Origin of the sequence: Tundrisphaera lichenicola (assembly GCF_051175385.1) — a bacterium.
Classification (GTDB): domain Bacteria; phylum Planctomycetota; class Planctomycetia; order Isosphaerales; family Isosphaeraceae; genus Tundrisphaera; species Tundrisphaera lichenicola.
Genome location: NZ_CP195106.1, coordinates 188,566 through 213,152 on the forward strand (window position 1 = coordinate 188,566; position 24,587 = coordinate 213,152).

The 24,587-nt window shown below is 66.5% G+C and carries 23 protein-coding genes and 1 pseudogene; 13 read left to right on the top strand and 11 right to left on the bottom strand.

What is annotated here, in order from left to right; genetic code table 11:
- The first annotated feature begins 30 nt into the window (after positions 1 to 30).
- Together P12x_RS00775 and P12x_RS00780 are read left to right on the top strand one after the other, a co-directional pair.
- Positions 31 to 807 (top strand): FliA/WhiG family RNA polymerase sigma factor, encoded by a 777-nt coding sequence (locus P12x_RS00775; protein ID WP_435008905.1) that lies wholly within the window; start codon positions 31 to 33, stop codon positions 805 to 807.
- Between the two features lie 191 nt (positions 808 to 998).
- Positions 999 to 1,937: a hypothetical protein gene (locus tag P12x_RS00780; protein WP_435008906.1), complete on the top strand. Its 939-nt coding sequence runs from the start codon at positions 999 to 1,001 to the stop codon at positions 1,935 to 1,937.
- 94 nt (positions 1,938 to 2,031) lie between these two features.
- Here P12x_RS00780 and P12x_RS00785 read toward each other — a convergent pair whose 3' ends face one another.
- Complete coding sequence (locus P12x_RS00785; RefSeq protein ID WP_435008907.1) at positions 2,032 to 3,555, bottom strand: serine hydrolase domain-containing protein; 1,524 nt, start codon at positions 3,553 to 3,555, stop codon at positions 2,032 to 2,034.
- A 284-nt stretch (positions 3,556 to 3,839) separates the two neighbouring features.
- Between P12x_RS00785 and P12x_RS00790 the strand changes: the two are divergent.
- Positions 3,840 to 4,049: pseudogene (locus P12x_RS00790) on the top strand (MBG domain-containing protein); the annotation flags it as partial.
- A gap of 30 nt (positions 4,050 to 4,079) precedes the next feature.
- Positions 4,080 to 4,733: an FG-GAP repeat domain-containing protein gene (locus P12x_RS00795; protein ID WP_435008908.1), complete on the top strand. Its 654-nt coding sequence runs from the start codon at positions 4,080 to 4,082 to the stop codon at positions 4,731 to 4,733.
- Between the two features lie 106 nt (positions 4,734 to 4,839).
- Here the strand turns inward: P12x_RS00795 and P12x_RS00800 are convergent, their stop codons facing one another.
- The 5 genes from P12x_RS00800 to P12x_RS00820 all read right to left on the bottom strand — a co-directional run bounded on the left by P12x_RS00800 (position 4,840) and on the right by P12x_RS00820 (position 6,745).
- The gene (locus P12x_RS00800) at positions 4,840 to 4,983 is read right to left on the bottom strand and encodes a YqaE/Pmp3 family membrane protein (RefSeq protein WP_435011749.1); all 144 of its coding nucleotides are present in this window, start codon (positions 4,981 to 4,983) and stop codon (positions 4,840 to 4,842) included.
- A gap of 11 nt (positions 4,984 to 4,994) precedes the next feature.
- Complete coding sequence (locus tag P12x_RS00805) at positions 4,995 to 5,228, bottom strand: hypothetical protein (RefSeq protein ID WP_435008909.1); 234 nt, start codon at positions 5,226 to 5,228, stop codon at positions 4,995 to 4,997.
- A gap of 211 nt (positions 5,229 to 5,439) precedes the next feature.
- Positions 5,440 to 5,643, bottom strand: coding sequence for a CsbD family protein (locus P12x_RS00810; protein ID WP_435008910.1), 204 nt, complete (start codon positions 5,641 to 5,643; stop codon positions 5,440 to 5,442).
- A 128-nt stretch (positions 5,644 to 5,771) separates the two neighbouring features.
- The gene (locus tag P12x_RS00815; RefSeq protein WP_435008911.1) at positions 5,772 to 5,930 is read right to left on the bottom strand and encodes a DUF3309 family protein; all 159 of its coding nucleotides are present in this window, start codon (positions 5,928 to 5,930) and stop codon (positions 5,772 to 5,774) included.
- A gap of 179 nt (positions 5,931 to 6,109) precedes the next feature.
- Positions 6,110 to 6,745 (bottom strand): Hsp20/alpha crystallin family protein, encoded by a 636-nt coding sequence (locus P12x_RS00820; protein ID WP_435008912.1) that lies wholly within the window; start codon positions 6,743 to 6,745, stop codon positions 6,110 to 6,112.
- Positions 6,746 to 7,710: 965 nt separating this feature from the next.
- Between P12x_RS00820 and P12x_RS00825 the strand changes: the two genes are divergently transcribed.
- The gene (locus tag P12x_RS00825; protein ID WP_435008913.1) at positions 7,711 to 8,577 is read left to right on the top strand and encodes a sigma-70 family RNA polymerase sigma factor; all 867 of its coding nucleotides are present in this window, start codon (positions 7,711 to 7,713) and stop codon (positions 8,575 to 8,577) included.
- Between the two features lie 49 nt (positions 8,578 to 8,626).
- Here P12x_RS00825 and P12x_RS00830 read toward each other — a convergent pair whose 3' ends face one another.
- The 4 genes from P12x_RS00830 to nhaA form a co-directional block, all read right to left on the bottom strand.
- Positions 8,627 to 9,724: a DUF1559 domain-containing protein gene (locus P12x_RS00830; protein WP_435008914.1), complete on the bottom strand. Its 1,098-nt coding sequence runs from the start codon at positions 9,722 to 9,724 to the stop codon at positions 8,627 to 8,629.
- Between the two features lie 242 nt (positions 9,725 to 9,966).
- Entirely contained in the window at positions 9,967 to 10,158 is a 192-nt protein-coding gene (locus tag P12x_RS00835) for a hypothetical protein (protein WP_435008915.1), read from the bottom strand.
- A 410-nt stretch (positions 10,159 to 10,568) separates the two neighbouring features.
- Positions 10,569 to 11,888, bottom strand: coding sequence for a hypothetical protein (locus P12x_RS00840; RefSeq protein WP_435008916.1), 1,320 nt, complete (start codon positions 11,886 to 11,888; stop codon positions 10,569 to 10,571).
- A gap of 392 nt (positions 11,889 to 12,280) precedes the next feature.
- Complete coding sequence (gene nhaA / locus P12x_RS00845; protein WP_435008917.1) at positions 12,281 to 13,654, bottom strand: Na+/H+ antiporter NhaA; 1,374 nt, start codon at positions 13,652 to 13,654, stop codon at positions 12,281 to 12,283.
- A gap of 285 nt (positions 13,655 to 13,939) precedes the next feature.
- Here nhaA and P12x_RS00850 point away from each other — a divergent pair, with 285 nt between their 5' ends.
- From P12x_RS00850 to P12x_RS00885, 8 genes are all read left to right on the top strand, one after another.
- Complete coding sequence (locus tag P12x_RS00850) at positions 13,940 to 14,755, top strand: hypothetical protein (protein WP_435008918.1); 816 nt, start codon at positions 13,940 to 13,942, stop codon at positions 14,753 to 14,755.
- A 325-nt stretch (positions 14,756 to 15,080) separates the two neighbouring features.
- Positions 15,081 to 16,583, top strand: a complete 1,503-nt coding sequence (locus P12x_RS00855) for an FHA domain-containing protein (RefSeq protein WP_435008919.1) — start codon at positions 15,081 to 15,083, stop codon at positions 16,581 to 16,583.
- Between the two features lie 244 nt (positions 16,584 to 16,827).
- On the top strand, positions 16,828 to 18,732 hold the full coding sequence (locus P12x_RS00860) for a serine/threonine-protein kinase (RefSeq protein WP_435008920.1): 1,905 nt from the start codon (positions 16,828 to 16,830) through the stop codon (positions 18,730 to 18,732).
- Between the two features lie 250 nt (positions 18,733 to 18,982).
- Positions 18,983 to 19,909 (top strand): hypothetical protein, encoded by a 927-nt coding sequence (locus P12x_RS00865; protein ID WP_435008921.1) that lies wholly within the window; start codon positions 18,983 to 18,985, stop codon positions 19,907 to 19,909.
- A gap of 60 nt (positions 19,910 to 19,969) precedes the next feature.
- A complete protein-coding gene (locus tag P12x_RS00870; RefSeq protein ID WP_435008922.1) occupies positions 19,970 to 20,335 on the top strand; it encodes a hypothetical protein in 366 nt (121 codons plus the stop codon).
- A 15-nt stretch (positions 20,336 to 20,350) separates the two neighbouring features.
- The gene (locus P12x_RS00875; protein ID WP_435008923.1) at positions 20,351 to 20,848 is read left to right on the top strand and encodes a hypothetical protein; all 498 of its coding nucleotides are present in this window, start codon (positions 20,351 to 20,353) and stop codon (positions 20,846 to 20,848) included.
- Positions 20,849 to 20,973: 125 nt separating this feature from the next.
- A complete protein-coding gene (locus P12x_RS00880; RefSeq protein WP_435008924.1) occupies positions 20,974 to 21,603 on the top strand; it encodes an RNA polymerase sigma factor in 630 nt (209 codons plus the stop codon).
- A 4-nt stretch (positions 21,604 to 21,607) separates the two neighbouring features.
- The gene (locus P12x_RS00885) at positions 21,608 to 22,042 is read left to right on the top strand and encodes a hypothetical protein (protein ID WP_435008925.1); all 435 of its coding nucleotides are present in this window, start codon (positions 21,608 to 21,610) and stop codon (positions 22,040 to 22,042) included.
- A 7-nt stretch (positions 22,043 to 22,049) separates the two neighbouring features.
- Here the strand turns inward: P12x_RS00885 and P12x_RS00890 are convergent, their stop codons facing one another.
- Entirely contained in the window at positions 22,050 to 24,572 is a 2,523-nt protein-coding gene (locus tag P12x_RS00890; protein ID WP_435008926.1) for a protein kinase domain-containing protein, read from the bottom strand.
- Positions 24,573 to 24,587: the final 15 nt, after the last annotated feature.

The following is a 24,587-nucleotide window of genomic DNA, read 5'->3' on the forward strand; positions in this document are numbered from 1 at the left end:
CCTCTCAAGCTGCCGACATGGAGGTCAGGGATGACAACCAAGCTGGACGTGGATGTGACCGAACTCTGGCGAGAGTTCAAGGAACACCCCACCACGCCCCTGCGGAACCGCCTGGTCGAGCGTTACTTGCCCCTGGTCAAGTACAACGCCGAGCGGATCTGGCAGAGATTACCCGAGGGCGTCGACCTCGACGACCTGATCTCCGCCGGGGTCTTTGGCCTGATGGACGCCATCGACGCCTTCGACCTCAGCCGAGGGGTCAAGTTCGAGACGTACTGCGTCCCCCGGATCCGGGGGGCGATGCTCGACGAACTCCGGACGATGGACTGGGTCCCGCGCCTGGTCCGCTCCAAGCACTCGAAGATGGAGGAGGCCCGCAAGGCCCTCGAAGCACTCCACGGCCGGCCCCCGACCGACGTCGAGCTGGCCGAACGCCTGGGCCTCCCGCCGCAGGAGTTCGAGAAGATGGCGGTCGACGCCAACGCCGTCGGCCTGATCTCCTTGAACAAGAAGTGGTACGAGACCGACAGCTATAAAGATGTCCGCGAGATCGACATCCTGGAGGACAAGAAGGGGGAAGATCCCACCCGACGCCTCCAGCGCAAAGACCTGATGCGGATGGTCACCAAGGGCCTGAACCGCAACGAGCGCCTCATCATCATCCTCTATTACTACGAGGAACTGACGATGAAGGAGATCGGGGCGACCCTCGACCTGAGCGAGTCGCGTGTCTCGCAGATGCACTCGTCGATCATCCAGAGGCTCCAGTCCCAGCTCAACGCCCGAAGGCCCGAGTTCGGCACCTGAGCCGCCCGGCCCCCGGCCTCATCCATCCCACTCCCCATCCCTCTTCCACGAGCCCGCGCCGCCGACCCCCGGTACCAACCGGGGCTCGACGGGGCGGGCTCTCGCTTTGGTTGCCATTGACGAATTCTTCGATGTGGGTTACTTGCCCGCCAAGAGGGGAATCGATCATCCCGAGAGGTGGAGAGTCACTCATGAATGGCCTGAGCTTCTTCCGCCGATGCGTCGTCGCGTCCGTCTTTTCGGTGGCCGCAATCTCGGCTGGTGGGGTCGTCCAGGGCCAGTCGCCCGCGAACATTGGCCCGGCAAGCGTGCCGGATCAAGAGCCGACCGGGCCCGAGATTCCGGACACGGCGGCCTACGCGAAAGTCGATGAACTCCTCGCCCTCCGGCGGGGAAAACTCTCTCGGGAGACGTCTTTCGACCAGTATCCTGCGGGGCGGTTCTACAGGAGAGTGAGCGAACTACTGGCCCAGCAGGTGGCCGACCACCGATGCGGCGGCTACCCTCGGTCGGACCCCGAGACGATCGAGCAGGCAAGCGACCCTCGGTGGCTGAGTCGCGACGTGGTTGTGAGGGCGACCGTCGAGAAGACCGAATTCCGGCCGATCGAACGCATCCCGATCCGGTTCGAGGCGGAGAACGTCTCGACCTCGACCGTCCGGATCAACCGGGATGGGAACCCCCACATCGACTGCCCCGTCCTCGTCTTCGACTCTCGGGGTCGGCTCGTCTCCAGGACGCAATTCGGCCGGACCGACGGAGCGAGGGCGAATACTTTTGTCCCCGTCGGCGGCGGCCTGGGATACGGCCTCGGCGGTGAACTCGCGCCAGGTTTCGTCTTTGACGCGGAGCAGGTCGCCAACCTCGTCAACGACATGACCATGCCGGGTGAGTACACGATCTTCGTCCGAGTCCTCGTCGACGAGATCAAGGACGGGGAGAATGCCCGGCGAGCGATCTACGCCCAGTCCGAACCCATCAAGGTGAAGATTGTCGGCAGCCATTCCGCCGTGCCCTTCATCGGTCCCGGCTGGGTCCTGTTCGACTTCGACCCCTCTCGCCCCGGTCTTGTGGAGAATCCGACGAACCCCATTCGCAAGAAAGCCGAGCGGGACGGCAAGGAGGATTGACCAGCTTGCCACCCCAAGTCTGACGCGATTCGGGAGGGTATTGAATCGACGATCCGAAGCCTCGGTTCTCGCCTCGAACTCGGCCCTTGTTCGACTATTGCCGACGCCCCACCAACTGCGGCTCCTTGCCACCGGCGTTCATGAAGGAGTCGAGGGTCAGCTCCTCGCCGTCGAACTTCAGGCGGGTGGTCCGGACGAACGGGGTCTCGATGAGGACGGTCCGGAACTCGTAGGTGTCGTCGGCGACCCAGGCGCCGAACGAGGCGACCGGCTTGTCTCCGGGCTTGGGGGCCAGCGCGGCGCGATTGCCACCTTGCGGGACGCTGTAAGTCCCTTTCTTCCACTCGTCGCTCGCGGTCTCGATCCGCTGCTCCTGGCCGTCGGTCTTGAGGATGATCGTCAACTCTCCGGGCTTCGATCCCGGTTCGATCCGGGCCGACTCGACCTTCCTCTCGTTGGCGGGGAACGCATACGTCTTGCCCGCGACCTCCCCGAGGATCGGCGAGGTGGCCGGGCCCTTGGGCTTGCGGATCGTCAGCCCTTTCAGGCGTGACTGGAGCTGCTGGTGGGCCTCGGGATTCTCCGAGATCGACTCCGCCTGGAGGCCCGGCAGGATCTTTTCCCAGACGAGGTTGAGCACGCCTTGCAGGTCGTTCAGGCCGCTGGTGATGGCGACCACGGCGTCCTGCTCGGGGATCACGACGCAGAACTGGCCGAAGGCCCCGTCACCCCGATAAGCGCCGTTCCGGCATTGCCAGAACTGGTAGCCGTAGCCCTGGTCCCAGTCGCTCTTGGGGTTGCTCCCGTTGGAGGTCTGGAGCTTGGTGGCCTGCTCGACCCACTCGGCGGGGACCAATTGCTTCCCCTTCCACTGGCCCTTCTGGAGGTAGAGCTGGCCGAACTTGGCGATGTCCTCGGTCCGGACGCTCAGGCCGTAGCCGCCCAGGTTGATCCCCTGGAAGTTGGTGTCCCAGGTCGGGTTGGTGATCCCGAGCGGCTCGAAGAGGCGGGGCTTGAGGTACTCGAAGACCGGCTGGCCGACAGCCTTCTGGACCATCGCCGAGGCCATGAAGGTGGCCGGCGTGTTGTACTTGAAGTGCGTCCCTGGCTTGAACGGGACCGGCTGCGCCAGGAAGGTCTTGGGCGAGAGGACGGCGGCCCCCATCCCGGTCTCGGACTCGTGGCCGGCCGACATCCTCAGGAGGTCGCGGACTCGCATCGACTTGAGGTTGGTTGATGGATTGGCCGGAGCATCCTCGGGAAAGGCGTCGAGGACGAGGTCGTCGAGCGTCATTTTCCCCTCGGCGATGGCCAGGCCGACGGCGGTCGAGGTGAAGCTCTTGCTCAGCGAATAAAGCTCGTGGCGGCTCTCGGGGTTGTACGGGGTCCACCACCCCTCGGCGACGACGTTCCCGTGCCGGACCAGCATGAAGCTGTGAAGCGAGTCGAGCTGCGAGTCGGCCGCATCGACGAACCCGAGGATCGAGCCCGAGGCGATCCCCTGCTGTTCCGGGGTGCTCCGGGGGAGCGAGGAGGCATCATCGTCGGCGATCGCGAGGGAGGAACCTCCCGCGATCAGCAACATCCCGAGCGTGAAGGTAAGGACGGTTCGGCTCATGGCGGAGGCCTTCCGGGTGAAGAGCAGGGAAGGGCGACCGCCCATCGCGAGCGGGCCCTCGGTCGACCTCACTACCTTAATGGAGTGGTCGCGAAGATCAAGGACTTGGAAGGTCATCAACAGAGGCCAGCCTGACCACACAGCCCACGGTCACGACCACCGGCGACTCAGCCAGCCACGTCGCCGGGAGCCCCTACGCCATCACCGAGACCGGCGCCGTCGGCACCAACTACCACCATCAGCTACGTTGCCGGCAACCTGGCCGTCACCCCCCGCCTCTGACGATCACCGCCGACGACCAGACCAAGGTTTCCGGCGACCCCCTGCCGACGCTGACGGCCTCGTACACGGGTTTCGTAAACGGCGACACCTCGGCCAGCCTTTCGACCGCTCCCACGGTCACGACCGCCGCCACCGCCGCCAGCCCGGCCGGTTCCTACGCGATCACGGCGAGCAACGCGGTCGGTTGGGATTACACCGTCTCGTATGTCGATGGCACGCTGACTGTCACCCCGGCTCCGAAGGTGCCGGTCGCCAATGACTACGACGGAGACGGCAAGTCCGACGTCGCCGTCTATCTCTCCGACAGCGGGTCGTTCGGTATCCGCTACAGCAGCGGCATCCCCGACAAGGTGATTCCCTTCGGGATCGCCGGCAAGGGTAAGACCATTCCCGTGAGCGGTGACTTCGACGGTGACGGCAAGACCGACCTGGCTGTCTACCTCCCGTCGCGGGCCAACTTCGCCTACCGACCCTCCGGTGGTGGTTCTGATGTCTACAACTACTTCGGGCCTACCGGCGAGGGCCAGACCCTCCCTGCCCCCGGCGACTATACCGGCGTGGGCCACGATCAGGTCGCCGCCTACCTGTCCTTGCAGGGGGACTTCGCCCTCCGTCCGGGCGGGGGCTCACCCGACTCGGTCTTCCGGTTCGGGACCGCAGGCAGCGGCCGGACGATCCCGGTCACGGTGGTCGACGAGGCTCTGACTCAGGTGGCACCGGCCCAGGCCGCGTCGCTCTCGATGTCCAACAACGCCCTGATCCCGGACGTCCTCTCCGTGCCCGGCTTGGCTTCGGCCAAGAAGAAGTCTGAGCCGAGTCCTTCTCGAAGATTCCCTCTCGAAGGAAAGCGGGCCGGGTCGTCCCCCACGGTGGACGACCCGGCCCGTACCTCATGATCCGGTGGCCTCCATAGAAGGGGACTATCAGAACGTCCCCTTTGTTCCCCCGCGGTCGTCCGGATCCGAGGGTCGGTGAAACACGTATTCGGCTTTCAGGACGCATTTACCTTGATACGATCCACAACGCGTGGACCATCCCCGGGAAGAAAACCAGCAAACAAAGCAGGATGTTGATAAGAAGATCCTTGCCGAAGCCTCGCTTCATCGCGACGGCGACCGGCGGCAGAAAGATAGCGATCAAGATCATGGCCAGCTTGTTCACGATTCTTGAACCCCGCGAATGAGGAACGCGATTTCTTTGGTCTCGCCCCGATGGAGTGTGGTGGGCATCATGTGCGTGCTGAGGTTGAACGTGTTGTCGGCCTCCCCGAAGACGGGTTGCTGCTGGGGTGGGTTGGTCACTCCTGGCCCCCCCGATGTGCCCTGACCGCAGCCGGTCAAGGCGACCAGCGTCAACACCAGCACCAGCAAACCGGCCAATGACCTGTTCACTGGTGATTCCCATTGAAAATCCGGACCCGCTCGTCCTCGCTCCGACCGAGACCGTAGCGGTCCCCGAAATCGTCGCCCGGAGAAGCACCTTGAGAGAGGGCGGAAGCTGGACCTCGGGGATGGTCCGGGGACCGCCCCCGGTGCTCCCGGCATCCCAACTTGGCACAACCGCCCCTACTCTGGAGCGCCGTTCCCGGCGGCCGAGAAATGCTCAGGGCTTCAGCGCCTTCGTGAACTCGTCGAGTTCTTTTTCAACCTGCTCTTTTGCGTAACCGTACCTTTGCTGGAGAATGCCGGCGAGTTGGTCGCGCTTCCCGGCGATGGTAGTCAGGTCGTCGTCCGTCAGCTTGCCCCACTTCTCTTTCACTTTGCCCGTGAACTGCTTCCAGTCGCCTGCGATCTGATCCCAGTTCATGACGTAGCTCCTTGAAGAATGAGTTCTCGAAACCCAGTACTCTTGTCCCACTGCGGCGCCGCCTCATGCCGACGGCAACGGGGTTGAGGCGGTGGGGAGTGGCCACGGCTCGTCATGATCTCAGTCTCTCAGAGGCGCCCCAGAAGCACGAGGATCAGGATGATCACCACCACCAACCCCAATCCGCCGCTGGGGCCGTAGCCCCAATTCCGGCTGTGTCCCCAGGTAGGCAAGGCGCCCACGAGGATCAAAATCAAGACGATCAGCAAGATCGTGCCGAGACTCATGGATTACCTCTTTCGTTGGTCTGGGACTTCGTAGTGAGCCGTCAAACTTCGATTGACGGGTGACAGAGTTGCCTGTTCGTTTGGAATCCAGGCAAAACAGGCTGTGGAACGACGATTGATGTGGATGCTTTACCCGTCAAGTGAAGATTGACCGACCAGTAGGTCTAAAGCAAGGGGGATCAGCGACCCGCGTCCTTGACTTTCTCGCCGACATCGTGCGCGACATCCTTGGTCTTCTCGGCCACATTATGGGTCGGTTCGTGCTTCCCGCCCGGCTTCGACGGCTGAGGGGCGGGGGCGTTCTTGCTGGTGCCCGACAGATCTTGCCCCTGAACAGGATGACCCGGAAGATCGATTGATGCGGGCGGCTTCGGACCGCTCGCCACTTTGATCTGCTTCGGCTTGGTCTCTGCCGTCTTTGGCAAGGTCAGCGTTAGGACGCCGTTGTCAAAGTGGGCGCTCGCCGCGTCGGAGTGGATCGGGGTGCCCAGGCTCACGGAACGCGAGAACGAACTGACGCGGCGTTCGCGCAAGTGCCAGTGCGTGCCCTTCTTCTCCTCCTCGGCCTTGCTCTCGCCGCGGATCGTGAGCGAGTCGCCGTGGACGGTGATTTGCACGTCCTCGGGCTTGATGCCCGGCAGCGACGCCTTAATCACGAACTCGCCCTCCGTCTCGGCGACGTCGAGGGGCAGGGGCGCGGCCACGCCGGTCGACGGCGGGCCACCCGGTCGGACGAAGCTCTCCGCGACCAGCGAGTTCAGTGCTTCGCGCAGGCTGATCGCTTCGCGGAAGGGATCCCATCGCTCGATCGACATTTCAGACCTCCCTCAGAAGCCACAAGTTGATGGCCCCCTCGCCAGGGTCAAGCGGCGTGGGAGGCCAAAAAAAAGCCCCGCCGTGCGAATCGTCGCACGGCGGGGCCACCATAGCCAAGGATTATCGGCCCATCGAGAGCCGATGATCCTCATAACAAATAATTGTAATCCGGGCACGCTTCTGTGTCCATCAAGATCGGCTGAAGATCATCCGGAATGGTGCGGTAACGGAATTGGGTCGCTTCCCGGCCGTTTTACCTGCGGGAAGACAAAGGGGAAAATTCTGTTTTTAATACGGCTCACGCTCGCATAACGCGCGTGAATCGCTGTCGAGCTGGAGTGGATCAAATGATCCAGCGGTCAAGAAAGTAAGTTAGGCCCGGCTCGGTCGACGCGATATTCAGGGGATGAACGATCGCCGACCGATTCTCGGCCGATCCCCTCGAACTTCGCGGGAGTCCGACGCATGCCCGGGTCTCGACAGAACAGGCCGACCGACACTTCGCTCCGGAACGAACCCACTCGCCGGTCCGAACGAACCCACTCGCGACGCCCGAACGAACCCACTCGCGACGCCCGAACGAACCCACTCGCCGGTCCGAACGAACCCACTTGGGACGCCCGAACGAACCCATTGTCGATCTGGGGTCGAGGGAACGAACCCACGTTCCGGGGCCAATCGAAGCCACTCCGGGCACCGAACGAACCCACTGGCGATCGCCCCTCAATAACCCTGGACAGTGTGGTATTTTGTTCGCAATCGACTGGCTTTGATAAGTCCGTCGCTATTTTTAACTCGGCGAATTGACAGCCAAAAAAGCGCGTCCTAGGTTCCCCTTGCGGGCCGATCGCAAAATTGGCTTCCGTCCCGGCCCGCGATGTTGGAATCGCCGAGCGGAATTGGACCCGGGTCGCGATGATGCGACCGAGCGAGGTTCGACGACGCCCCTCCAGGAGGAACTTCGATGACACCCCGCGCGGCCCGTCGAGACATCAATTCCCAGTCGCCCTTGCAGATCTATCTCCACGACATCAACGATACGCCCCTGCTGTCGGCCGAGGAGGAGCGGGCCCTGGCCGAGCGAGTGGCCGAGGGGGACCCCTATGCTCGCGAGCATATGGTCAAGGCAAACCTCCGGCTGGTGGTCAACATCGCGCGAGGGTATCTCAACAAGGGCCTCTCGCTGGAGGACCTGATCGAGGAGGGGAACCTCGGCCTGATGCGGGCGGTCGAGGGGTTCGACGGGACGATGGACACCCGGTTCAGCACATATGCGAGCTACTGGATCAAGCAGTCGATCCGCCGGTCGGTGATGAATAACGGCAAGCCGATCCGCCTGCCGGCCTACATGGTCAGCCTGTTATCGAAGTGGCGGCGGGTCTCGGTGGTGCTGACCGACCGGCTCGGCCGGACGCCGACGCCCGAGGAGATCGGCAAGGCCCTCCGGCTCTCCAAGAAGAAGGTGGGGATCGTCGCCAAGGCGATCAAGGTCAACAACCTGACCCCCCGGGCCGAGGGATCCGACGACGATGGGGGCTTCGTCATCGAGGACGTCCTGACCGACGAGCGGATCCGGCCTCCCGATGACGTCCTGGGCGAGGCCGACGACCTCGAGCGGATCTTCTTGAGGATCGGCCAGCTCGACGATCGAGAGGCGACCGTGATCCGGATGCGGTTCGGGCTCGAGCCGTACGCACCGATGACCCTCCGAGAGATCGGCGAGAACCTCGGGCTGACCCGCGAACGGGTCCGGCAACTCGAGACCCTGGCCCTGGGCCGGCTCGTCGATCACCTGGTCGCCCGCGAGCCCGAAGGGCGGATCGGCAACTGATCGAGATCCCGGCGGCCCCCGACTCGGGAGGCCGCCGGCCGAGATCGGCTCAGTACGAGTCGGCGGAGATGACCTCGCCGTTGGCCTTGGTCCCCAGGGCCCACCAGATCGGGTAGCTGATGGTCGATTTGATGAACTTGACGCTCCCGTCGGCCATCGCCGCGTTCACGCCGCCTGGGTGGAAGCTCGATGCGTTGACGTAGTCGGCGTGCCGGGCCTGCGGGCAGCAGTCGTTCCGGCAGGCCCCCCACTTGACCTGGCCGCCGCCGTTGGGGGGGATCACGGTGTTGAACATCGTGTAGCCCATCGCCCCGACGACCCAGAGGTGGCCGAAGCCCTCGCGCCCCCCGCCATCAGAGTTCCACTTGGCGGTGCAGGCGGCGATATCGTTCATGACGATGGGCAGGCCGACCGTATTGACGTCGACCTGGTAGACCGCCTTCAGGTTGCCGGCCCCCCCGGTCCCCTTGCCCGGGGTCTTCTGGAAGCCGGACGACCCACCATCGGCGATGCACTCGGAGAACGCGATCGTGTTCGAGGTCCCGTCGGTGATGTTCTGGACCCCATAGCTCTTCTGGTAGGCGAACACCCCCGAGCTGTTCTGGGCGTTGGCGACATTACCCGTCGCCTCGGGATAGCCGATCGTCGAGGTCCCCATGCTCCCCGCGTAGCTGTTATTGGAGCCGATGGAGGCATCGGCGAGGGTGTTCTTGATCCCGTTGACGCTGGGGTCGGAGGGGCACAGGAAGCTGCTGATGATCGCGTAGCGTGCCGTGCTGTTCACGAGATCGCCGAGGCTCCCCCCGTCGAGGTCCGGGGCCAGGCTGAAGTTGCAAGCCGCGTAGATGTTGTTGCCCTCGATGTAGCTCAGGAGCATGGAATGGGCGCTCCAGTTGTTCCAGTAGGAGGGCGAGCCCCCGATCGAGCTCGGGGCCAGGGACGCCCCCAGCGGGAAGCTGTTCAGGGCCGTGTGGTAATTGTGAATCGCCAGGCCCAACTGCTTCAGGTTGTTGGTGCACTGGGCGCGTCGGGCGGCCTCGCGGGCGGCCTGGACCGCCGGCAGGAGCAGCGCGATCAGGACCGCGATGATCGCGATGACCACCAGCAGCTCGATTAGCGTGAAACCTCGACTCCGGGATCGGGACATGGCGCTGGATCCTCTTCAAGGAGATGGATGGAAGAGACCGGGATTCGATCCGTGGTCGTTCATGGATGCGATCCGGATTCTCGGCGTCAGCCGCGTCGATGCTCGACGCCCCGAGATTGGCGAGTAGCGGCCCGCGGGGTTTGTCGGGCCAGCATAATCGGTCCGGGTCGCTGAGAGGCCGGGACTTGCGATCGCGGATCGGGCCGACGCATCCGGGATGTCGACTCGATCCCGGGCGGACTTCACCGCTTCTTTTTCTTCTTGCTGGCCTGCTTGTTTTTCATGAATTCCGCCATCGCGTTGTTTTCATTCTTCGGGGCGGCGGTCGGCTGGGCGGGGCCGTCCCCGCACCCCTGGATCGCGACGATGGAGGTACAGGCCATCAGATAGGGCAAGATATCGCGGCGGGTCCATCGACGCTCACGAATCATCATGCTCGCTCTCCTGAGTTGTGACAGCGATATCAGCGGCATTTATCCCGGGCCTGGCCGCTATTCCTTCTGGAAATCGAGGACCGTCCGCCCGAATCGCGGGCGCGATCACACCCGGTGCCATCCTCCGGATCGCAGCAAGGTTCGCGGCCTTCCGACCGATCCTCGTCAATCGCCGATAAGTTGGTGTACTCAGAGCCTCACGTCTACGGATTTGACTCGCTTTACATTGCCACGTCAAGATGTTCGAGTTCCCGGAGGGGTGCATCATCTCGCCGGTTGACCTTCACGGAGATCGGTCCGGGCTGCCTCGTCGGACGCGATCCGGGATGGGCAGTCGACGCGTTCGAAATAGAGCGGGGCGATCCGAGGGATGGGTTGGCACCCGCCCTCGGATCGCCCCGGAGGTTAGCTCACTTATGCTTGACCTTGGGGACCGCCGCGCCGACCTTGACGTGTTGCGCCTTGGCCTTGACGGAGGCCGCGGAGAGCAGGCTCTTGGGGACGTGGATGAAGACTCGGACCGGGTCGGAGACGGCGAACTCGGTGACGGGAGTGACGGCCGTGCCGGTGGTCCCGGCAATGGCGGCGGTCCCGAACTGGGTGAAGGTCCCCGTGGTCGGGTCGATCGTCCCGGTGCCGTTGCTGATCGTGCTGCCGGAGGGGAAGCTCACCACGCCGTTGCCGGTCTGGGTCAGCGAGCTATCCGGCGACGTGATCGTGCCGCTGGCGCCGTTCAGCGAACCGGCCTGGGCGCCCAGGGTCCCGCTGCCGGTCTGGGTCAGCGAGCCGGTCGAACCGCCGAGGGTCCCGGTCTGCCCGGTGATCGTGCCGGTCGTCCCGGCGAGGGTCCCGGTCTGTCCCGAATAGGTGCCAGTGGCGGCGCCGAGGGTCCCGCCTTCCTGCGAGATGGAGCCGGCGATCACGTCGATCGTGCCGGGGGTGGCGCCGACCGTGATGACCGTGCCGGCCGCGACGGTCAACGTGCCGGTGACCCCCGAGAAGGTCTGACCGGCCGCGGTCGTCGTGGTCCCGCCGTCCAGGGTGACCAGGGAATCGGCCGTGGTGAAGGATCCGTCGGACAGGGTCAGGACCGTCCCGGCGTCGGTGTTGACCGCGGCGGTGATGCCGCTGATCGTCGTGCCGGCACCGATCGTGATCGGCCCCGAGAGGTTGCTGATCGTGCCGTTCGGGTTGGCGATCGACGCGGTCAGCCCCCCGACCGTCCCATTGACGATGTTCACCTGGCCGTTGAAGTCGCGGAGGGTCGTGCCATCGATCCCCAGCCCGCCGTTCAGCCCGGAAAGGGTGGTGGGGTTGATCGTCAGGTTGGAATTGATCGATCCGGTGACGGTCTCGAACGCCACGAGTTGATTGACATCCTTGCGGATCCGGCTCGGCAGCGAGATCGTCGCCGAATACCGGCCCAGGAAATTGGGTGTGACGGTGGCCAGCGGCTGGCCGCCGTTGACGAGGTTTCCTTCGCGATCCTGAGCATAGATGGAGACCGTCGCATTGAAGCCGATCGGCGGCTGGGCCGTGCCGACGACCCGGATCGAGGCCGGCTGGATGATCGAGAAGGCTCCATGGGGAGCACGTCGGACGGTCGTCCCGTTCGGCCGGATCTCGAGCGTCGGCTTGGAATTGATCAGGAGGCTGAGGAGATTTCGGGTCTCCAGGATCTCCGGATGGAGCGAGGGGCGACGAACGGAAGCGCGAGATCGGTGAGACATGAAGCACCGGCTTTCGATCGGATCGGAAGCCTCCTGCGCGGATCATCCCCGTCCGTCCTATTCGGACGAGAGGACGAATGACGAACGTCCACTCACATCAGGCTATCGGAACGGGTCGGGGTTCACTTGAGGGCCAGGGAACCCCGACCCCGATCTTCGCCCTCAAGTTCGGGAAACTCGCCAGGATCATCCCGAGCCTTCGAATCGACTGCGGGCGTCCGTGCTGGCCTCGGCGAGTTGGTGCCCTCCGTCCCCGGAGCCCCGATCTGGGATCATCCTGGATTCCTGCCTCGAGATCGGGACTCCGGGGGGATGCCGGCTCATCCGGCACCCTGGATCGGAAATCCGAGATCCGGGACTTGAAATCGGGCGTGATCCTGCCGGGATAAATGTCAGGCCTGTACCGCCCGGCGACGCAGCTCGCCCGGGGCCCGCATTTTAAGGAACGTGAAGCCGATGATCCCGGAGAGGACCGAGGCGACCAGTACGCCAATCTTGGCGTCGGTAATCAGGCGGGGATCCTCAAAAGCCAGCGAGGTGATGAAGAGAGAGACCGTGAAGCCGATGCCCGCGACCATCCCCACCCCGATCAACTGCGACCAGCTCGAGCCCTCGGGCTGCGAGGCGATCCGGAGCTTGGTGGCCAGCCAGGCGAACCCGACGATCCCCAGCGGCTTGCCGATCAGCAGGCCCAGGAAGATCCCCCAGGTGACCCCGCTCGCGGACGCCTGGCCGAGCGATTCGCGATTGAGCGCGACCCCCGAGTTGGCCAGCGCGAACAGTGGCAGGACCAGGTAGCTCGACCAGGGGTGGAACTGGCGGAGTCGGCGGTCGAGCTGCGACTCGGTCCCCCGGCTCAGTTCCTCGAACTGCCCCATGATCGCCTCGGCTCGGTCATGGTCCCCCTTCGACTGCGCCCGGCGGAACCACTGGAGGAGCCGGGTGGCCGCCTTCTCGAACGAGTCGAGGCTGAACCAGGGGCGGATCGGCGTGGTCGCGCCCAGGATCACCCCGGCCAGGGTCGCGTGGATCCCCGAGCCGAGCATCGCCGCCCAGAACGCCAGGCTGGCGACCAGGTAGACGTTCGACGACTGGACCCCGGCCCGGATCATCGCCACGATCACGATCAGGATGACGGCCGCCAGCCCGAGCACCGGCCAGGAAACCCCCGAGGAATAGAACACGGCGATCACCAGGATCGCCCCGATGTCGTCGGTGATCGCCAGGGCCAGCAGGAAGATCCGCGCCGAGGCCGGGATCCGGTCGCCCAGGAGGATCAGGACGCCGACCGCGAAGGCGATGTCGGTGGCCATCGGGATCCCCCAGCCGTTCCTCCCCGCCCCGCCGAGATTGCAGGCCGCGTAGAGTAGGGCCGGGACCACCATCCCCCCCAGGGCGGCCACCACGGGCAGGGCCGCCTTCCTCGGGCTGGAGAGCCGCCCTTCGATCAGCTCGCGCTTGATCTCCAGGCCCACCACATAGAAGAAGATCGTCATCAAGCCATCATTGATCAACTCGCGGATGTCGCCGCGGATCGCCCAGGGTCCGAGTTCCAGCGACAGGTGAGTTTCCAGGAGATGGGCAAACGGCTCGGACCAGGGGGAATTGGCCAGTCCCAGTGCGATGATCGAGCAGACCAGGAGCAGGACGCCTCCCGGCCCTTCGGTGTGAAAGAACGCTTGCGTCGGCAGGACCAGTCGGCGAGCCACAAAGGATTGCCGGGCCACGGCTTTCGCGGAGCCATAACTCCGTGGCGGGACGTGCATGTTGGGCCCTCGGGGTGAAATAAATCTCTCCGAGCCATCGGACCAGGATGTCCCGGCGGCGTCAAGGACGGTCGGGCGGTCGGGCCGCTCCGCCGAGGAATCGTGAGATCTCGGGGATTTCCCGGTTGCCGGCCGCCCTCCCATCGGAAGAAAATCGGGTCCATTGCCAATAATAGGGGGGGGGCCTCGAATTCCTCTTGTAGGCGAGCGTTATCCAGGCTCGCCGAAAGCCGGACGCGAAGGCGAAGGGCAGTAAACCGTCCCCATTATCAGGAGAGTGCGACTATGGCTTGCTCGATGATCAAGAAGGGCCTGCTCGGTGCCTCGCTCGGCGCCAGCGCTCTGTACATGGCGTTCGGCACGTCGGCCCCGAGCTACGTCCGGACCGCCTTCCACCGGGTCCGCGATAACGCCAAGAGCTCGGTGCCGGTCCAGTTCGAGATCGACCGGGCCCGCGAGGAGATCGCCAGCCTCGAGCCGGCGATCAAGGACAACATCGAGAACCTGGCCCGCGCCACCGTCGAGGTCGAGCATCTCGACCGCGAGATCTTGGTGATGCGGGGCAACCTGGGGACCGAGAAGAAGGTCCTGACCGCGCTCCGCGACAGCCTCAACACCGGCGACTACAAGCTGGCCGGCAACGTGACCTACACCGCCGACGAGGTCAAGGGCGAGCTGAAGCAGCGGTTCGACCACTACAAGCAGGTCGGCGAACTGCTCAAGGACAAGGAAGAGACCCTCAAGGCCAAGCAGAAGTCCGTGGTGGCCGCCCGCCAGCAGCTCTCGCAGATGGCCGCCACCAAGCAGGTCTTGCTGACCAAGCTGGCCGGCATCGAGGCCCGGCTCAAGATGATCCAGACCACCAAGGAGAGCAACGAGTTCAACTTCGATGACAGTGCCCTGGCCCGCGCCAAGGCGTCGGTCACCGACCTGGAGAAGCGGCTCGACGTGATGGCCCGGACCGCCGAGATGGAAGGCAAGTATGCCGGCGAGACCATCCCGGTGATCGTCGAGCCCGGTCGCGACGTCCTCAAGGAGATGGACGCCGAGTTCGGCCCGCCGGCCTCGCAGCCGTCGATCGGCCAGGACAAGAGCCTCTGATCCGATTCACGCGGAATGGATCCGCGAGCATCACCCTTCGGGACGGGCAGCCCGCAAACCGGGCGGCTCGTCCACCCTTCGCCCCGCCCCTCGAGTCCACCCTTCCGGGTCGGCCCGGGGGGCGATGCATGCCCCAGACGGCCCGGCGTCCTTCAAGGCGAACGATCGAAATCGAGAGCGATGATCGAACCGAAAGCCTTGGTGTGACGAATGATAGGTGTGACCTGGACGGAACAGGCCGGCGGCGTGACGGGCGTGGCCGGGCAACCTTCGATGTGGCGGGAGAGTGGTATTCCCCATGGTCAATTCGGACGGTAAGTCAACCATGCTGGGACAATGGCGGATCGCCCTGAAGCAGGCGGAGGAGGCGGCCCGAGCCGGTCGCTTCGATGAGGCCCTGGCCCTGGCCTCGCGAGCCGACGTGGTGGATCATCACCACGCGGTCCAGCTCCGCGGCAAGCTGGCCATGGAACTGGTCGCCCGGGCCGGCCGCCGAGGCGAGGCCGACGACCTGGCCGGGGCGATCGACGACCTCCGGGTCGCCGAGGGGCTCGGAGCCCCCCCCGATGCCCTGGCCGCGGCCCGGCTGAGCCTGGCCGACCGAGTGGCCGTCGAGATCCGGGCCGACCTGGACGCCGGCGAGCCCGGACGGGTGGCCGAGCGGATCGAGGCCCTGGCCAAAGATAAGATCGGCGGCCCGGCCCTCCGGAGGGCCCGCGAGGTCGCCGAGGCCTGGCGGACGGCCCTGGACGAGGCGCGTCGGGGCGAGTTCGGCCGGGCTCACGAACAGCTCGACCGCGCCGAGCGATTGGCCGGGGGGACCGCCGGTCCCGCCCTGGCCGGGGCCCGTCGCGAGATCGAGGCCCGGCAGAAGCTGGCCTCGCCCAAGGTCGAGGCGCTCTATGCCGCGTTGGCCCAGGGACGCTGGGCCGAGACCCTGGCCGCCGCCGAGGCGGTCCTCGAAGTCATCGCCGAGCATCCCTCGGCCCGCCAGGCCCGGACCCGGGCCTGGCAGGAGATCGCCGCCATCAGCCCATCCTCGGCCACCCTCCCCGGCCGTGGTGGGCGAGTCATCCACGCCGGCCTCGGGGTCGACTCGCCGAACCCCCCGGCCGCCGCCGTCGTCCCGGCCTCGCGTCCCCTGGCCGACTTCGACGCTCCCCGAAGGCCCCGAGACATGAACCACATCCCGGCCCGAGCCCTGGCCCAGACCGGCTCGCCCGGCCCCAGGGGCCGCTTCCTCCTCTGGGTCGACACCGTCGGCGGCTATCTCGTCTGCCTGGACGACGAGGTGATCCTCGGCCGGGCCGGGACCGACTCGGACGCCGACGTCCCGCTCCTGGGAGACCTCTCCCGGCGGCATGCGGCCGTCGTCCGCGACGGCGAGGGCTACGTCGTCCGCGCCATCAAGCCGACCTTCGTCAACAACCGACCGGTCGAGTCTGCCCCGCTCAAGGACGGCGACGTGATCCGGCTCGGCTCGACGATGGAGCTGGAATTCCACCAGCCCAGCCCGGTCAGCTCGACGGCCCGGCTCGACGTGGTCAGCCGTCACCGGCTCCCTTTGGCCGTCGATGGCGTGCTCCTGATGGCCGAGACCTGCATCGTGGGCTCGTCCCGCCAGGCCCATGTGCCGGCCCCCGGCCTGCACAACCCGGTCGTGCTCTACCGGCAGGGGGCGGGCCTCTGCTGCCGGGCCACCGGCGGATTCGAAGTCGACGGCCGGGCCTGCACCTCCCGGGCCCCCTTGACCTTGCAGTCGAGCGTCCTGGGCGAAGGCTTCTCCTTCAGCCTGGAACCGCTCGGGTCCCGGACCTCTCCGGTCTGATTCTCCTCCTGGGAGTCTCGGAGTTCAAATTTCAAGATTTCAGGATTTCAAATCCGGGTCTCGGATCCCTTTGTTGACGGTGAAAAGTCCGAGATCTGAGATGCTCGATTTGAGATCGCGCCTCGCTTCCCCGGGTCCCTCTCCGAGCGGACCAAGAACCCCGGCCCATCCGGGCGGATCGAAATCGAACGGTGGGCCCGAGGTCCGCAGCGGATATCGGGACGCATTGGGAGTGGAACCAGTGATGAGCGCGAAGCCCCAAGTTAAGCCCGAAGCCCTGGATGAGACGATCGACTATCTCCATATCGAGGCGGGCCCCGATCGGCCCGAGGGGTCGCACGACATGCCCAGGACCACGCCCCAGGGGCAGCACCGGTACACCTTCAGCTCCGGGGCACGCCCCCTGGAGGGCTACACGATCAAGCGGGCCATCGGCCGCGGTGGCTTCGGCGAGGTTTACTACGCCACCAGCGACTCCGGCAAGGAGGTCGCGCTGAAGCTGATCACCCGGAATCTCGAGATCGAGCGCCGGGGCGTCGCGCAGTGCATGAACCTGAAATGTCCCAACCTGCTGGCCATCCACGACATCAAGACGAACGACACCGGCGACACCTTCGTCATCATGGAGTACGTCGCCGCCCCGAGCCTGGCCCACGTCCTGGCCCAGTATCCCGACGGGATGCCGCTGGACGAGGTCCGCGCCTGGCTCAAGGGGCTGGTCGAGGGCGTGGGCTATCTCCACGACCACGGGATCGTCCACCGCGACCTCAAGCCCGCCAACCTGTTCATGGAAGAGGGCGTCGTCAAGATCGCCGACTACGGCCTCTCCAAGATGATCACCTCGCAGGCTCCCAGCAACCACTCCGAGAGCATCGGGACCTGCCACTACATGGCCCCCGAGATCTCGACCGGCAAGTACAACAAGCCGATCGACATCTACGCCATCGGCGTGATCCTCTACGAGCTGATCACCGGTCGAGTCCCGTTCGAGGGGGAGTCGGTCGGCGAGGTCCTGATCAAGCACCTGACCACCCGGCCCGACCTCGCGATGCTCCCCGAGCCGTTCAAGACGATCATCGGCAAGGCCCTGGCCAAGGACCCCGCGCATCGGCCGAGCCGGGTCATCGACCTCCTGCCGCCCGGCGATGCGCCTCGGGCCCGGGATGTCCGCTTCATCGGCGAGGGGAAGCTGGCCGGCAACGCCCCCGGACCGGCCCCCTCTCCGAGGCCCAGCCCGCCCGATGACGGGATCCTCCGGATCACCGACGAGGAGCCGATCCACTACATCGGCCCCGACGTCCGGCCACCTCGGGGTCGGGTCGCCAGCTTCAACCCCTGGGCCCGTCGACCGCCTTCGCCCCCGCCGGCCCGACGCCCGGCCCCCCCGCAGCCTCGACCTGCCCAGGCGCCGCGTGCGGCCCAGCGGGTCCGCCTGGTCGCCCAGGGCCCGCTGACGCCCCCCGAGCCCCCGCCCACGCCTCCGGTCCTCCCCTCGGGGCGGCTCCGGGTGGCCGAGCTGGCCGGTTCGATGATCTGGGCCGCGGCCTGGTCGGCCCTCCTCAGTCTTCTGGCCGGCGGCCTGATGCAAATCGACCTCGCCCGGAACCCGCAGGATCTCGGCTACCTCTTCGCCCTGACCCTGGCGGGAAGCTGGTCGGTCCTGGCCGCCAGCAAGTCCTCCGAGGGGAAGACCGTCGAGCCGGTGACCCGTCGCCTGATCCAGCTCGCCGTCGGCGTGGTGGTCGGCCTGATCGCCTACTTCCTGGCCGAGTGGCTGATGGTCGAGCCGACCGCGCCGGGCCGGGTCCTGGTCCGATTCCCGGCGCTCGATCGGCTCGGGTTGTCCTCGACCTCCGGGATCCTGGGCTTCGCCACCTTCTTCGGGCTGACCGGGCTGGGGGTGGATTGGTGGACCTTGACCGAACGCGACCGGAAGGCCCGGTTCCGGATCATCCCGATGGCCAAGGCGGCGGTCCTGGCCGCGATCCCGGCGTTCCTGTTCTTCACGCCGGACCATCACCCGTACGCCATCCCGGCGGTGGTCCTGACCTCGGTCGTGGTCCAGCTCGCCAGCCCCTGGAGCGAGGCCGCGGCCCGATACGCCGACTACGTCCGCGCTTCGACCAAAAAGCGGGCCAAGGTCGCCTGAATCGGGTGCCGAACTCCCATCTTCGAGATGGGGATGACCGAAAGGACGATGGCCGAGGATCGATCGAGTAATCTCGGGTCCTCGGCCTTCGCCTTTCCTTCATCAATCACCAATCATCGGCCATCCCGATGGCAATAAACGACTCGGTGGCGCGAATCACTTTCATGGGGACCGGCCCCCTCGCCCCGCACCCTCCGACCGGCGGAGGCCATGGGCCGGGAACTTCGGTAAGCTTAAGGATTGGACCGCGATGAAAAAGCTCGCCCTCGTGACCCTGCTGGCCGTCGCCGCTTCGTGGCTCCTCTTCGAGGACCGGCCGCCGGTCGAAAACTTGGTATCCGGGACGACCCAGCAGCACTCCAGGTCTTTGATCCGGGGGCATGGCGGCTCGCGAATCCTCATCATCGAGGATGAGGCCCCGCAGCCCCCGGCCCCCCCCGAGCCCCCGAGCTTCCCCGAGGGCATCCACGCCTTCGCGCCCCCCGAGCCGCCCAGCCCGCCCGAGGAGATCCGGATCGTCCGACGGCGGAAGGCCGATCGCGCCCGGTCGGGCCGGGTCTCGACGGTCCCCTCGACCGGCGAGATGCCCGAATGGTTCCCCAAGTCGGAAGATGAGGAGCTGGCCAAGGCTCGCCCCGACGGCGCCGGGACCCGGGTCCTGGTCGGCCGGCTCTCCGCCTCCGAGGACCGGGCCCGCCAGGATCTCCGGAAGACCCTCGAACGCGAGGTTTCCGACTGGATTGCCGCCGACGTCCCGACCTCCTGGAAGGTCCCCGCCCCGCTGATCGACGAAATGGTCCGGGGCACTTACGTCCAGAAGGTCACCCGTGACCTCAAGCCCGCGATCGCCGATCTCGCCCCCAAGGCCGAGGCCCCCTCGACCGAGGAGCTGCCGGGCCTGGAGGATGTCTATACCCTGCATCGGGCCGGCCAGCAGCTCGACTTTTCCCCCTCGAACAAGGCCCGGATCGTCTCGACCTATCGCCGGGACCTCGCGACTCGCCGGATGCATCGGATGGGCGGCGGGCTGGCCCTGGCCCTGGGGCTCCTGGCCGTGATGACCGGATACATCCGCGCCGATGAGGCGACCCGGGGCTACTACACCAACCGCCTCCGCCTGGCCGCCGTCGTCGGCCTGGGCGCCGCGGGCGTGGCCGCCTATCGGTTCCTGGGCTAAGTCTTCCTTCGGATTGACCCCGCGAATCTTGATCCCAACTCGAACCAGGAGCCCTCGAAGATGAAGCCGTCGATAGCAGAACAGATCGGCGAAGGATTCCGGTGGGCCGTCGATCGGCTCCGCCAGGCCGAGGGCTGGCAACTCGCGCTGCTGGCCCTGGCCCTGGTCCTCCTGCTGCCGGTGGTCCCGGTGGTCCTCCTGCTGGTGATCGTGGCGGCCCTGGTCCTCTTCGGCCGGGCCTGGGTCCGAGAGTTCGCCTACCTGATGAGACTCCGCGACGACGCCTTCCCCGGCCAGCACGACAAGCTGATCTGGGCGATCCTGCTGATCGTCCTGCCCCCGGTGGGCGCCTGGCTGTTCGGCTCCTACCGGGAAGTCCACTGGCCCGAGGCCAAGCCCGGCCGGTCGGACGCGTTCGACTTCTGAGGATCCGGGACCGAATTGAGGACGACGATAATGGGGCTGGCTGAGCTGATGATCTTCGCCCTGGTCCTGGTCCTCACGACGATCGCGGTGCCCTGGCTGACCTTCGCCCTGGCGTCGCTCTTCTCCGGATTCCCGAGGCTCCGGCTCCACCAGGTCCTCGGGATCGTCGGGGTCTCGGCTTGGGTCCTCGGGTTCCTCGCCAGCCTCGGGCCGAGCGGCGGGACGGAGCTCCTGGTCTTCTTCACGACCGTCGTCATCCTCCTGGCCTTCGCCGGGATGTGGACCCGCGAGTTCCGCCTGCTGATGCTCCGAAGGGCCGACGAGTTCCCCGACCGGCACGACAAGCTGGCCTGGACCTTCGTCCTGACGGTGATGGCCCCGGCGGGTGTCTGGCTCTTCGGGAACTTCCGGAAAGCCCGATGGCCCGAGGCCATCAAGGCCGACCAGCCCCACCCGCTCGACGACCCGGAATCGAGCGACATCGGCGTGCCGGCCGGCTTCTCCACTTCGTGAGGCCGGGCTGGCCCCGCCGAGACACTGGCGATCCCAAACGGATCGGGGCATAGGCAAGTCGCCCCCGCCTCGATTAGAATGAACCCGATGTCCCGGACCCCGACCGAAGGCCCCAGGGCGAGCCGATGGCCACAACGGACACCGAAGTCCTCCTGATCCGCCAGGTCCGCGATGGGGACGCCGGCGCCTGGCGCCAGCTCATCGAGCGGTACGAAGGACGGCTGATCGCCTTCGTCGATAGCCGGCTCCGCGACCGGGCCGCCAGCGAGGACGTGGTCCAGGAGACCTTCGTCGGCTTCCTGACCAGCCTCCCGCACTACGACGAGAAGCGCGACATGGAGGCGTACCTCTTCTCGATCGCCGCGCACAAGCTGACCGACCACCTGCGGAAGCAGGGGCGACGGCCGATCGACCAGTTCGGGTCGGACGACCACGGTCGACCGCTCGAAGAGGTCCCCGGCGGGGCTCGCGCCGCGTCGAGCATCGCCCGGAGCGGCGAGCGTCGCGAGGCCGAGGAACGCCTGCTCACCGATTCGATGGGCCAACTCGTCCGCGAGTGGCTCACCCGGGGCGACTTCGACCGGCTCCGTTGCCTGGAACTCCTGATCGTCAAGGGTTGGGCCAACAAGGATGTGGCGAAGTATCTTGGCCTGACCGAGCAGGCGGTGGCCAGCTACAAGTTCCAGACCATCGGCCGGCTCAAGGACATGGCCCGCCGGGCCGGGATGAGCGTCGAACACCTGGGCGAGGGCTGATCCGATGTCCGCCGAAGACCAAGCCATGATCGACGTCGAGACGCTCCGGGCCTACCTCCTCGACGAACTACCCCCCGGGACCCTGGCCCGGGTCGAGAAGGCCCTGAGGGATTCGGCCGAGCTCCGGGCGCAGCTCGAAGACGTCCGACAGAACCGGTCCGAGGTCGGGCTGCACTCCCTCGGGGCCATCTGGCGGAGGTCCCGCCTGACCTGCCCGAGCCGCCAGCAACTCGGGAGCCTCCTGCTGGACGCCCTCGACCCCGACCTGGCCTCGTACCTGACCTTCCACATCGAGGTCGTGGAATGTCCCTATTGCCAGGCCAACCTGGCCGACCTCAAGGTCAAGGCCGAGCCCTCCGCCCACGAGGCCCGGACGACCCGCCACCACAAGATCCTCCAGTCGAGCCGGCATCTCCTGGGGGAGGAAGGGCGAGGGTGATCTTCGATCACTTCGGCCCGACCTTCGCCGGATCGGCGCCGGCGGGCTGGCCGTCCTCACCCAGCAGGGCGCAATCTCTGGGCGTGGTGGGGTCGGGTGGCTCCTTGGCCAGCCTCAAATCCTCGACCTTGCCGCCGGCCTCCCCGGTCAGCCGAACCCAGGCGTCGAAGTCGGCCGGGGCATCGGGGAAAGTTGCCCAGGGCTTGTCGGTGACCCGGTAGCGGGCGGCGTTGGCCTTCCATCGGATCGCCGAGTCCGGGCCGATCGGGGACTTCTCGTCCCCTTCGAGGCCCAGGAGTGTCTTGACCAGGAAGGCCGATCCGTTCACTTCGACCGCGAGCGGCGAGGCCGGCTTGAAGTCGCCGACGTCGAGGAAGGTGCCCGATCGGAACGAGCAATGCTCGACCGTGAGCCGAGCCCCCGCCCCCTGGCCGAACATCGAACGGACCCGGAGGGCCCGGCCCGTCGCCTCCTCGGCGGGTCGCGGGGACAGGAAGATCGACTCCTTCAGCGAGAGGGTCATGCCCGGCCCGGCGTGGGCGTCGAGCGTGGTCTCGAACCCCTCGAAGAGGCAGCCGACGATCGAGACGCTTCGCCCCTCGGCCAGGGCGAACCGAGAGCCTTCGGCCGGGCCGATCGCCCGGAAGACGCAGTTCTCGAAGGTCAGGTCCCGCTCGGCCTGGAAGGACGGGGCCTCCGAAGGGGTCTCGTAGCGGACCACGACCATCAGGCCCTGGATCTTGAGCGGGGCATTGACCAGGAACATCGGCCGATTTCCCTTGATCTGGATCTCCAGGACCGGCCTGGCCCCATCGGCGGCGCGGAGGGTCAGCGAGCCGTCGGGGATGCGAATCGGGTCGTCGCTGGAGATCCGACAGGTCGTCCCGGGGCCCAGGATGACCTCGCCCCCGGAGCGGTTCGAGGCGGCCTTGATGGCGTCGGGCAGGGTCTTGATCACCTGCGAGGACCCGTCGGGCAGCCGGACCACGATGTCGCCCCGGGCCAGCGGTTGCGAGCTGCGGGTCGGCCGGGTGCCGTCGGGCTGGACCTTCGGCCCGTTGGCGAATCCGGGGCCGGTGAGTGCGAGCCTGGCCAGCGTGGCAACGACGACCACGGCGAGGACCAGGGCCGCCACCCCGACCGCGATCAGGATTCCCCGGCGCTTCCAGTGGGCCGGGATCGGGGGGAGGGGTTTCCTGGGCCTTGGCGCGGGCTTGCGGCTCGCCAGGAGCGGTTCCCGGGGGCCGAGGTCGAGCGGTAGGAAAGAGTCGCCCCCGCCCCCCAGGGTCGAGGTCCCCGAAGGGTTCGATGGCGAGGGCTTCGATCCCGATGCGGATGTCCCCTCGGTCTCGGGTCCGGGATTCAGGGACGAGGCCCAGGAGCCGGGATCTCCGGGGGCCGGGGTGACCGCGACGACCTCGGTGGGGGACGAGGCCCGGACCCCGTCCGGTGGGGTCCGGGCCCGGGCCGTCGAGGACGCGGCGATCGGGGCCGAGGTCCAACCGCCACCCTCCAGGGCGTAGAGTTCCAGCGCCTGGGCGACCTCCAGCGGCGTCTGGTAACGCTCCTCGGGGAGCTTCCGCATCATCTTGCGGACCACCTCGGAGAGCCCTTCGGGCACGCCGGGGACCAGATCGGTCAGGGGCTCGGGGTCGTGGAGCTGGTGGGCGTATAGCTTCTCGGGCAGGCTGGCGACCGGGAAGGGGACCCGGCCGGCAATCATGTGGAAGATCGTGCATCCGAGCGAGTACAGGTCGGCCCGGGTGTCGACCGATCGCGAGTGCCGGGCCTGCTCGGGCGAGACGTAATCGAACGTCCCGACGGTGGCCCCGTCGCGGGTCACGTTGTCGGTGTCGTTCAGGTCGATCGCCAGCCCGAGGTCGGTCAGCTTGGCCGTGCCGTCCTTGGTGATCAGGATGTTGCAGGGGTTGACGTCGCGGTGGATCAGGTCCTTGAGCCGGGCATGCTCCAGGCCCAGGGCCACCTGCCGGGCCAGCCGGGCTGCGGTCGGCCAGGGGATCGAGCCGAGTTCCCCGATCACTTGCCCGACGTTCTTCCCCTCGATGTACTCCATCACCAGGTAGCGGATCCCGCCCGACTCCCCCTCGTCGTAGACCCGGACGAGGTTCTCGTGCTGGAGCTGGGCCCCGACCTTGGCCTCGCGCAGGAACCGGGTGATGGCCCGCGGGTTATTCATCCGCTCCTGCGAGAGGATCTTCAGGGCCACCAGGCGATTCAGGCGGAGATCTCGGGCGAGGTAGACGCGACCCATCCCGCCCCGGCCGAGCAGGTCGAGCAGGACATATTTGTCGATCCGATACCCGTTGGACCGCCCCGCCAGGATCTGCTGGGCCTGCCAGAGCGTCAGCTTGCCCGAGGTGATTGTCTGGCGGGCCAGTCGCCGGTCGATGGCATCGGGCGTACGCTTCTCGGGAGGGATCTGCTCCCAGCAGGCGTCGAGGGCGGCCTCGTCGATCAGGGTGCTCTGGAGAGCCGCCTGGCGGAATCGTGACGCCTTGGGTTCGAGCATGGTGCGTCCTGGGCT

What these genes read in the sequence shown, in the direction of transcription:
- P12x_RS00800 (WP_435011749.1), bottom strand. Translation starts at nt 4,983, where the DNA reads ATGATCTTGATCGCTATCTTTCTGCCGCCGGTCGCCGTCGCGATGAAG.
- P12x_RS00850 (WP_435008918.1), top strand. Translation starts at nt 13,940, where the DNA reads ATGGCTTGCTCGATGATCAAGAAGGGCCTGCTCGGTGCCTCGCTCGGC.
- P12x_RS00885 (WP_435008925.1), top strand. Translation starts at nt 21,608, where the DNA reads ATGTCCGCCGAAGACCAAGCCATGATCGACGTCGAGACGCTCCGGGCC.
- P12x_RS00835 (WP_435008915.1), bottom strand. Translation starts at nt 10,158, where the DNA reads ATGATGATTCGTGAGCGTCGATGGACCCGCCGCGATATCTTGCCCTAT.
- P12x_RS00860 (WP_435008920.1), top strand. Translation starts at nt 16,828, where the DNA reads ATGAGCGCGAAGCCCCAAGTTAAGCCCGAAGCCCTGGATGAGACGATC.
- P12x_RS00890 (WP_435008926.1), bottom strand. Translation starts at nt 24,572, where the DNA reads ATGCTCGAACCCAAGGCGTCACGATTCCGCCAGGCGGCTCTCCAGAGC.
- P12x_RS00820 (WP_435008912.1), bottom strand. Translation starts at nt 6,745, where the DNA reads ATGTCGATCGAGCGATGGGATCCCTTCCGCGAAGCGATCAGCCTGCGC.
- P12x_RS00780 (WP_435008906.1), top strand. Translation starts at nt 999, where the DNA reads ATGAATGGCCTGAGCTTCTTCCGCCGATGCGTCGTCGCGTCCGTCTTT.
- P12x_RS00810 (WP_435008910.1), bottom strand. Translation starts at nt 5,643, where the DNA reads ATGAACTGGGATCAGATCGCAGGCGACTGGAAGCAGTTCACGGGCAAA.
- P12x_RS00840 (WP_435008916.1), bottom strand. Translation starts at nt 11,888, where the DNA reads ATGTCTCACCGATCTCGCGCTTCCGTTCGTCGCCCCTCGCTCCATCCG.
- P12x_RS00870 (WP_435008922.1), top strand. Translation starts at nt 19,970, where the DNA reads ATGAAGCCGTCGATAGCAGAACAGATCGGCGAAGGATTCCGGTGGGCC.
- P12x_RS00855 (WP_435008919.1), top strand. Translation starts at nt 15,081, where the DNA reads ATGCTGGGACAATGGCGGATCGCCCTGAAGCAGGCGGAGGAGGCGGCC.
- P12x_RS00785 (WP_435008907.1), bottom strand. Translation starts at nt 3,555, where the DNA reads ATGAGCCGAACCGTCCTTACCTTCACGCTCGGGATGTTGCTGATCGCG.
- P12x_RS00815 (WP_435008911.1), bottom strand. Translation starts at nt 5,930, where the DNA reads ATGAGTCTCGGCACGATCTTGCTGATCGTCTTGATTTTGATCCTCGTG.
- nhaA (WP_435008917.1), bottom strand. Translation starts at nt 13,654, where the DNA reads ATGCACGTCCCGCCACGGAGTTATGGCTCCGCGAAAGCCGTGGCCCGG.
- P12x_RS00825 (WP_435008913.1), top strand. Translation starts at nt 7,711, where the DNA reads ATGACACCCCGCGCGGCCCGTCGAGACATCAATTCCCAGTCGCCCTTG.
- P12x_RS00775 (WP_435008905.1), top strand. Translation starts at nt 31, where the DNA reads ATGACAACCAAGCTGGACGTGGATGTGACCGAACTCTGGCGAGAGTTC.
- P12x_RS00830 (WP_435008914.1), bottom strand. Translation starts at nt 9,724, where the DNA reads ATGTCCCGATCCCGGAGTCGAGGTTTCACGCTAATCGAGCTGCTGGTG.
- P12x_RS00880 (WP_435008924.1), top strand. Translation starts at nt 20,974, where the DNA reads ATGGCCACAACGGACACCGAAGTCCTCCTGATCCGCCAGGTCCGCGAT.
- P12x_RS00865 (WP_435008921.1), top strand. Translation starts at nt 18,983, where the DNA reads ATGAAAAAGCTCGCCCTCGTGACCCTGCTGGCCGTCGCCGCTTCGTGG.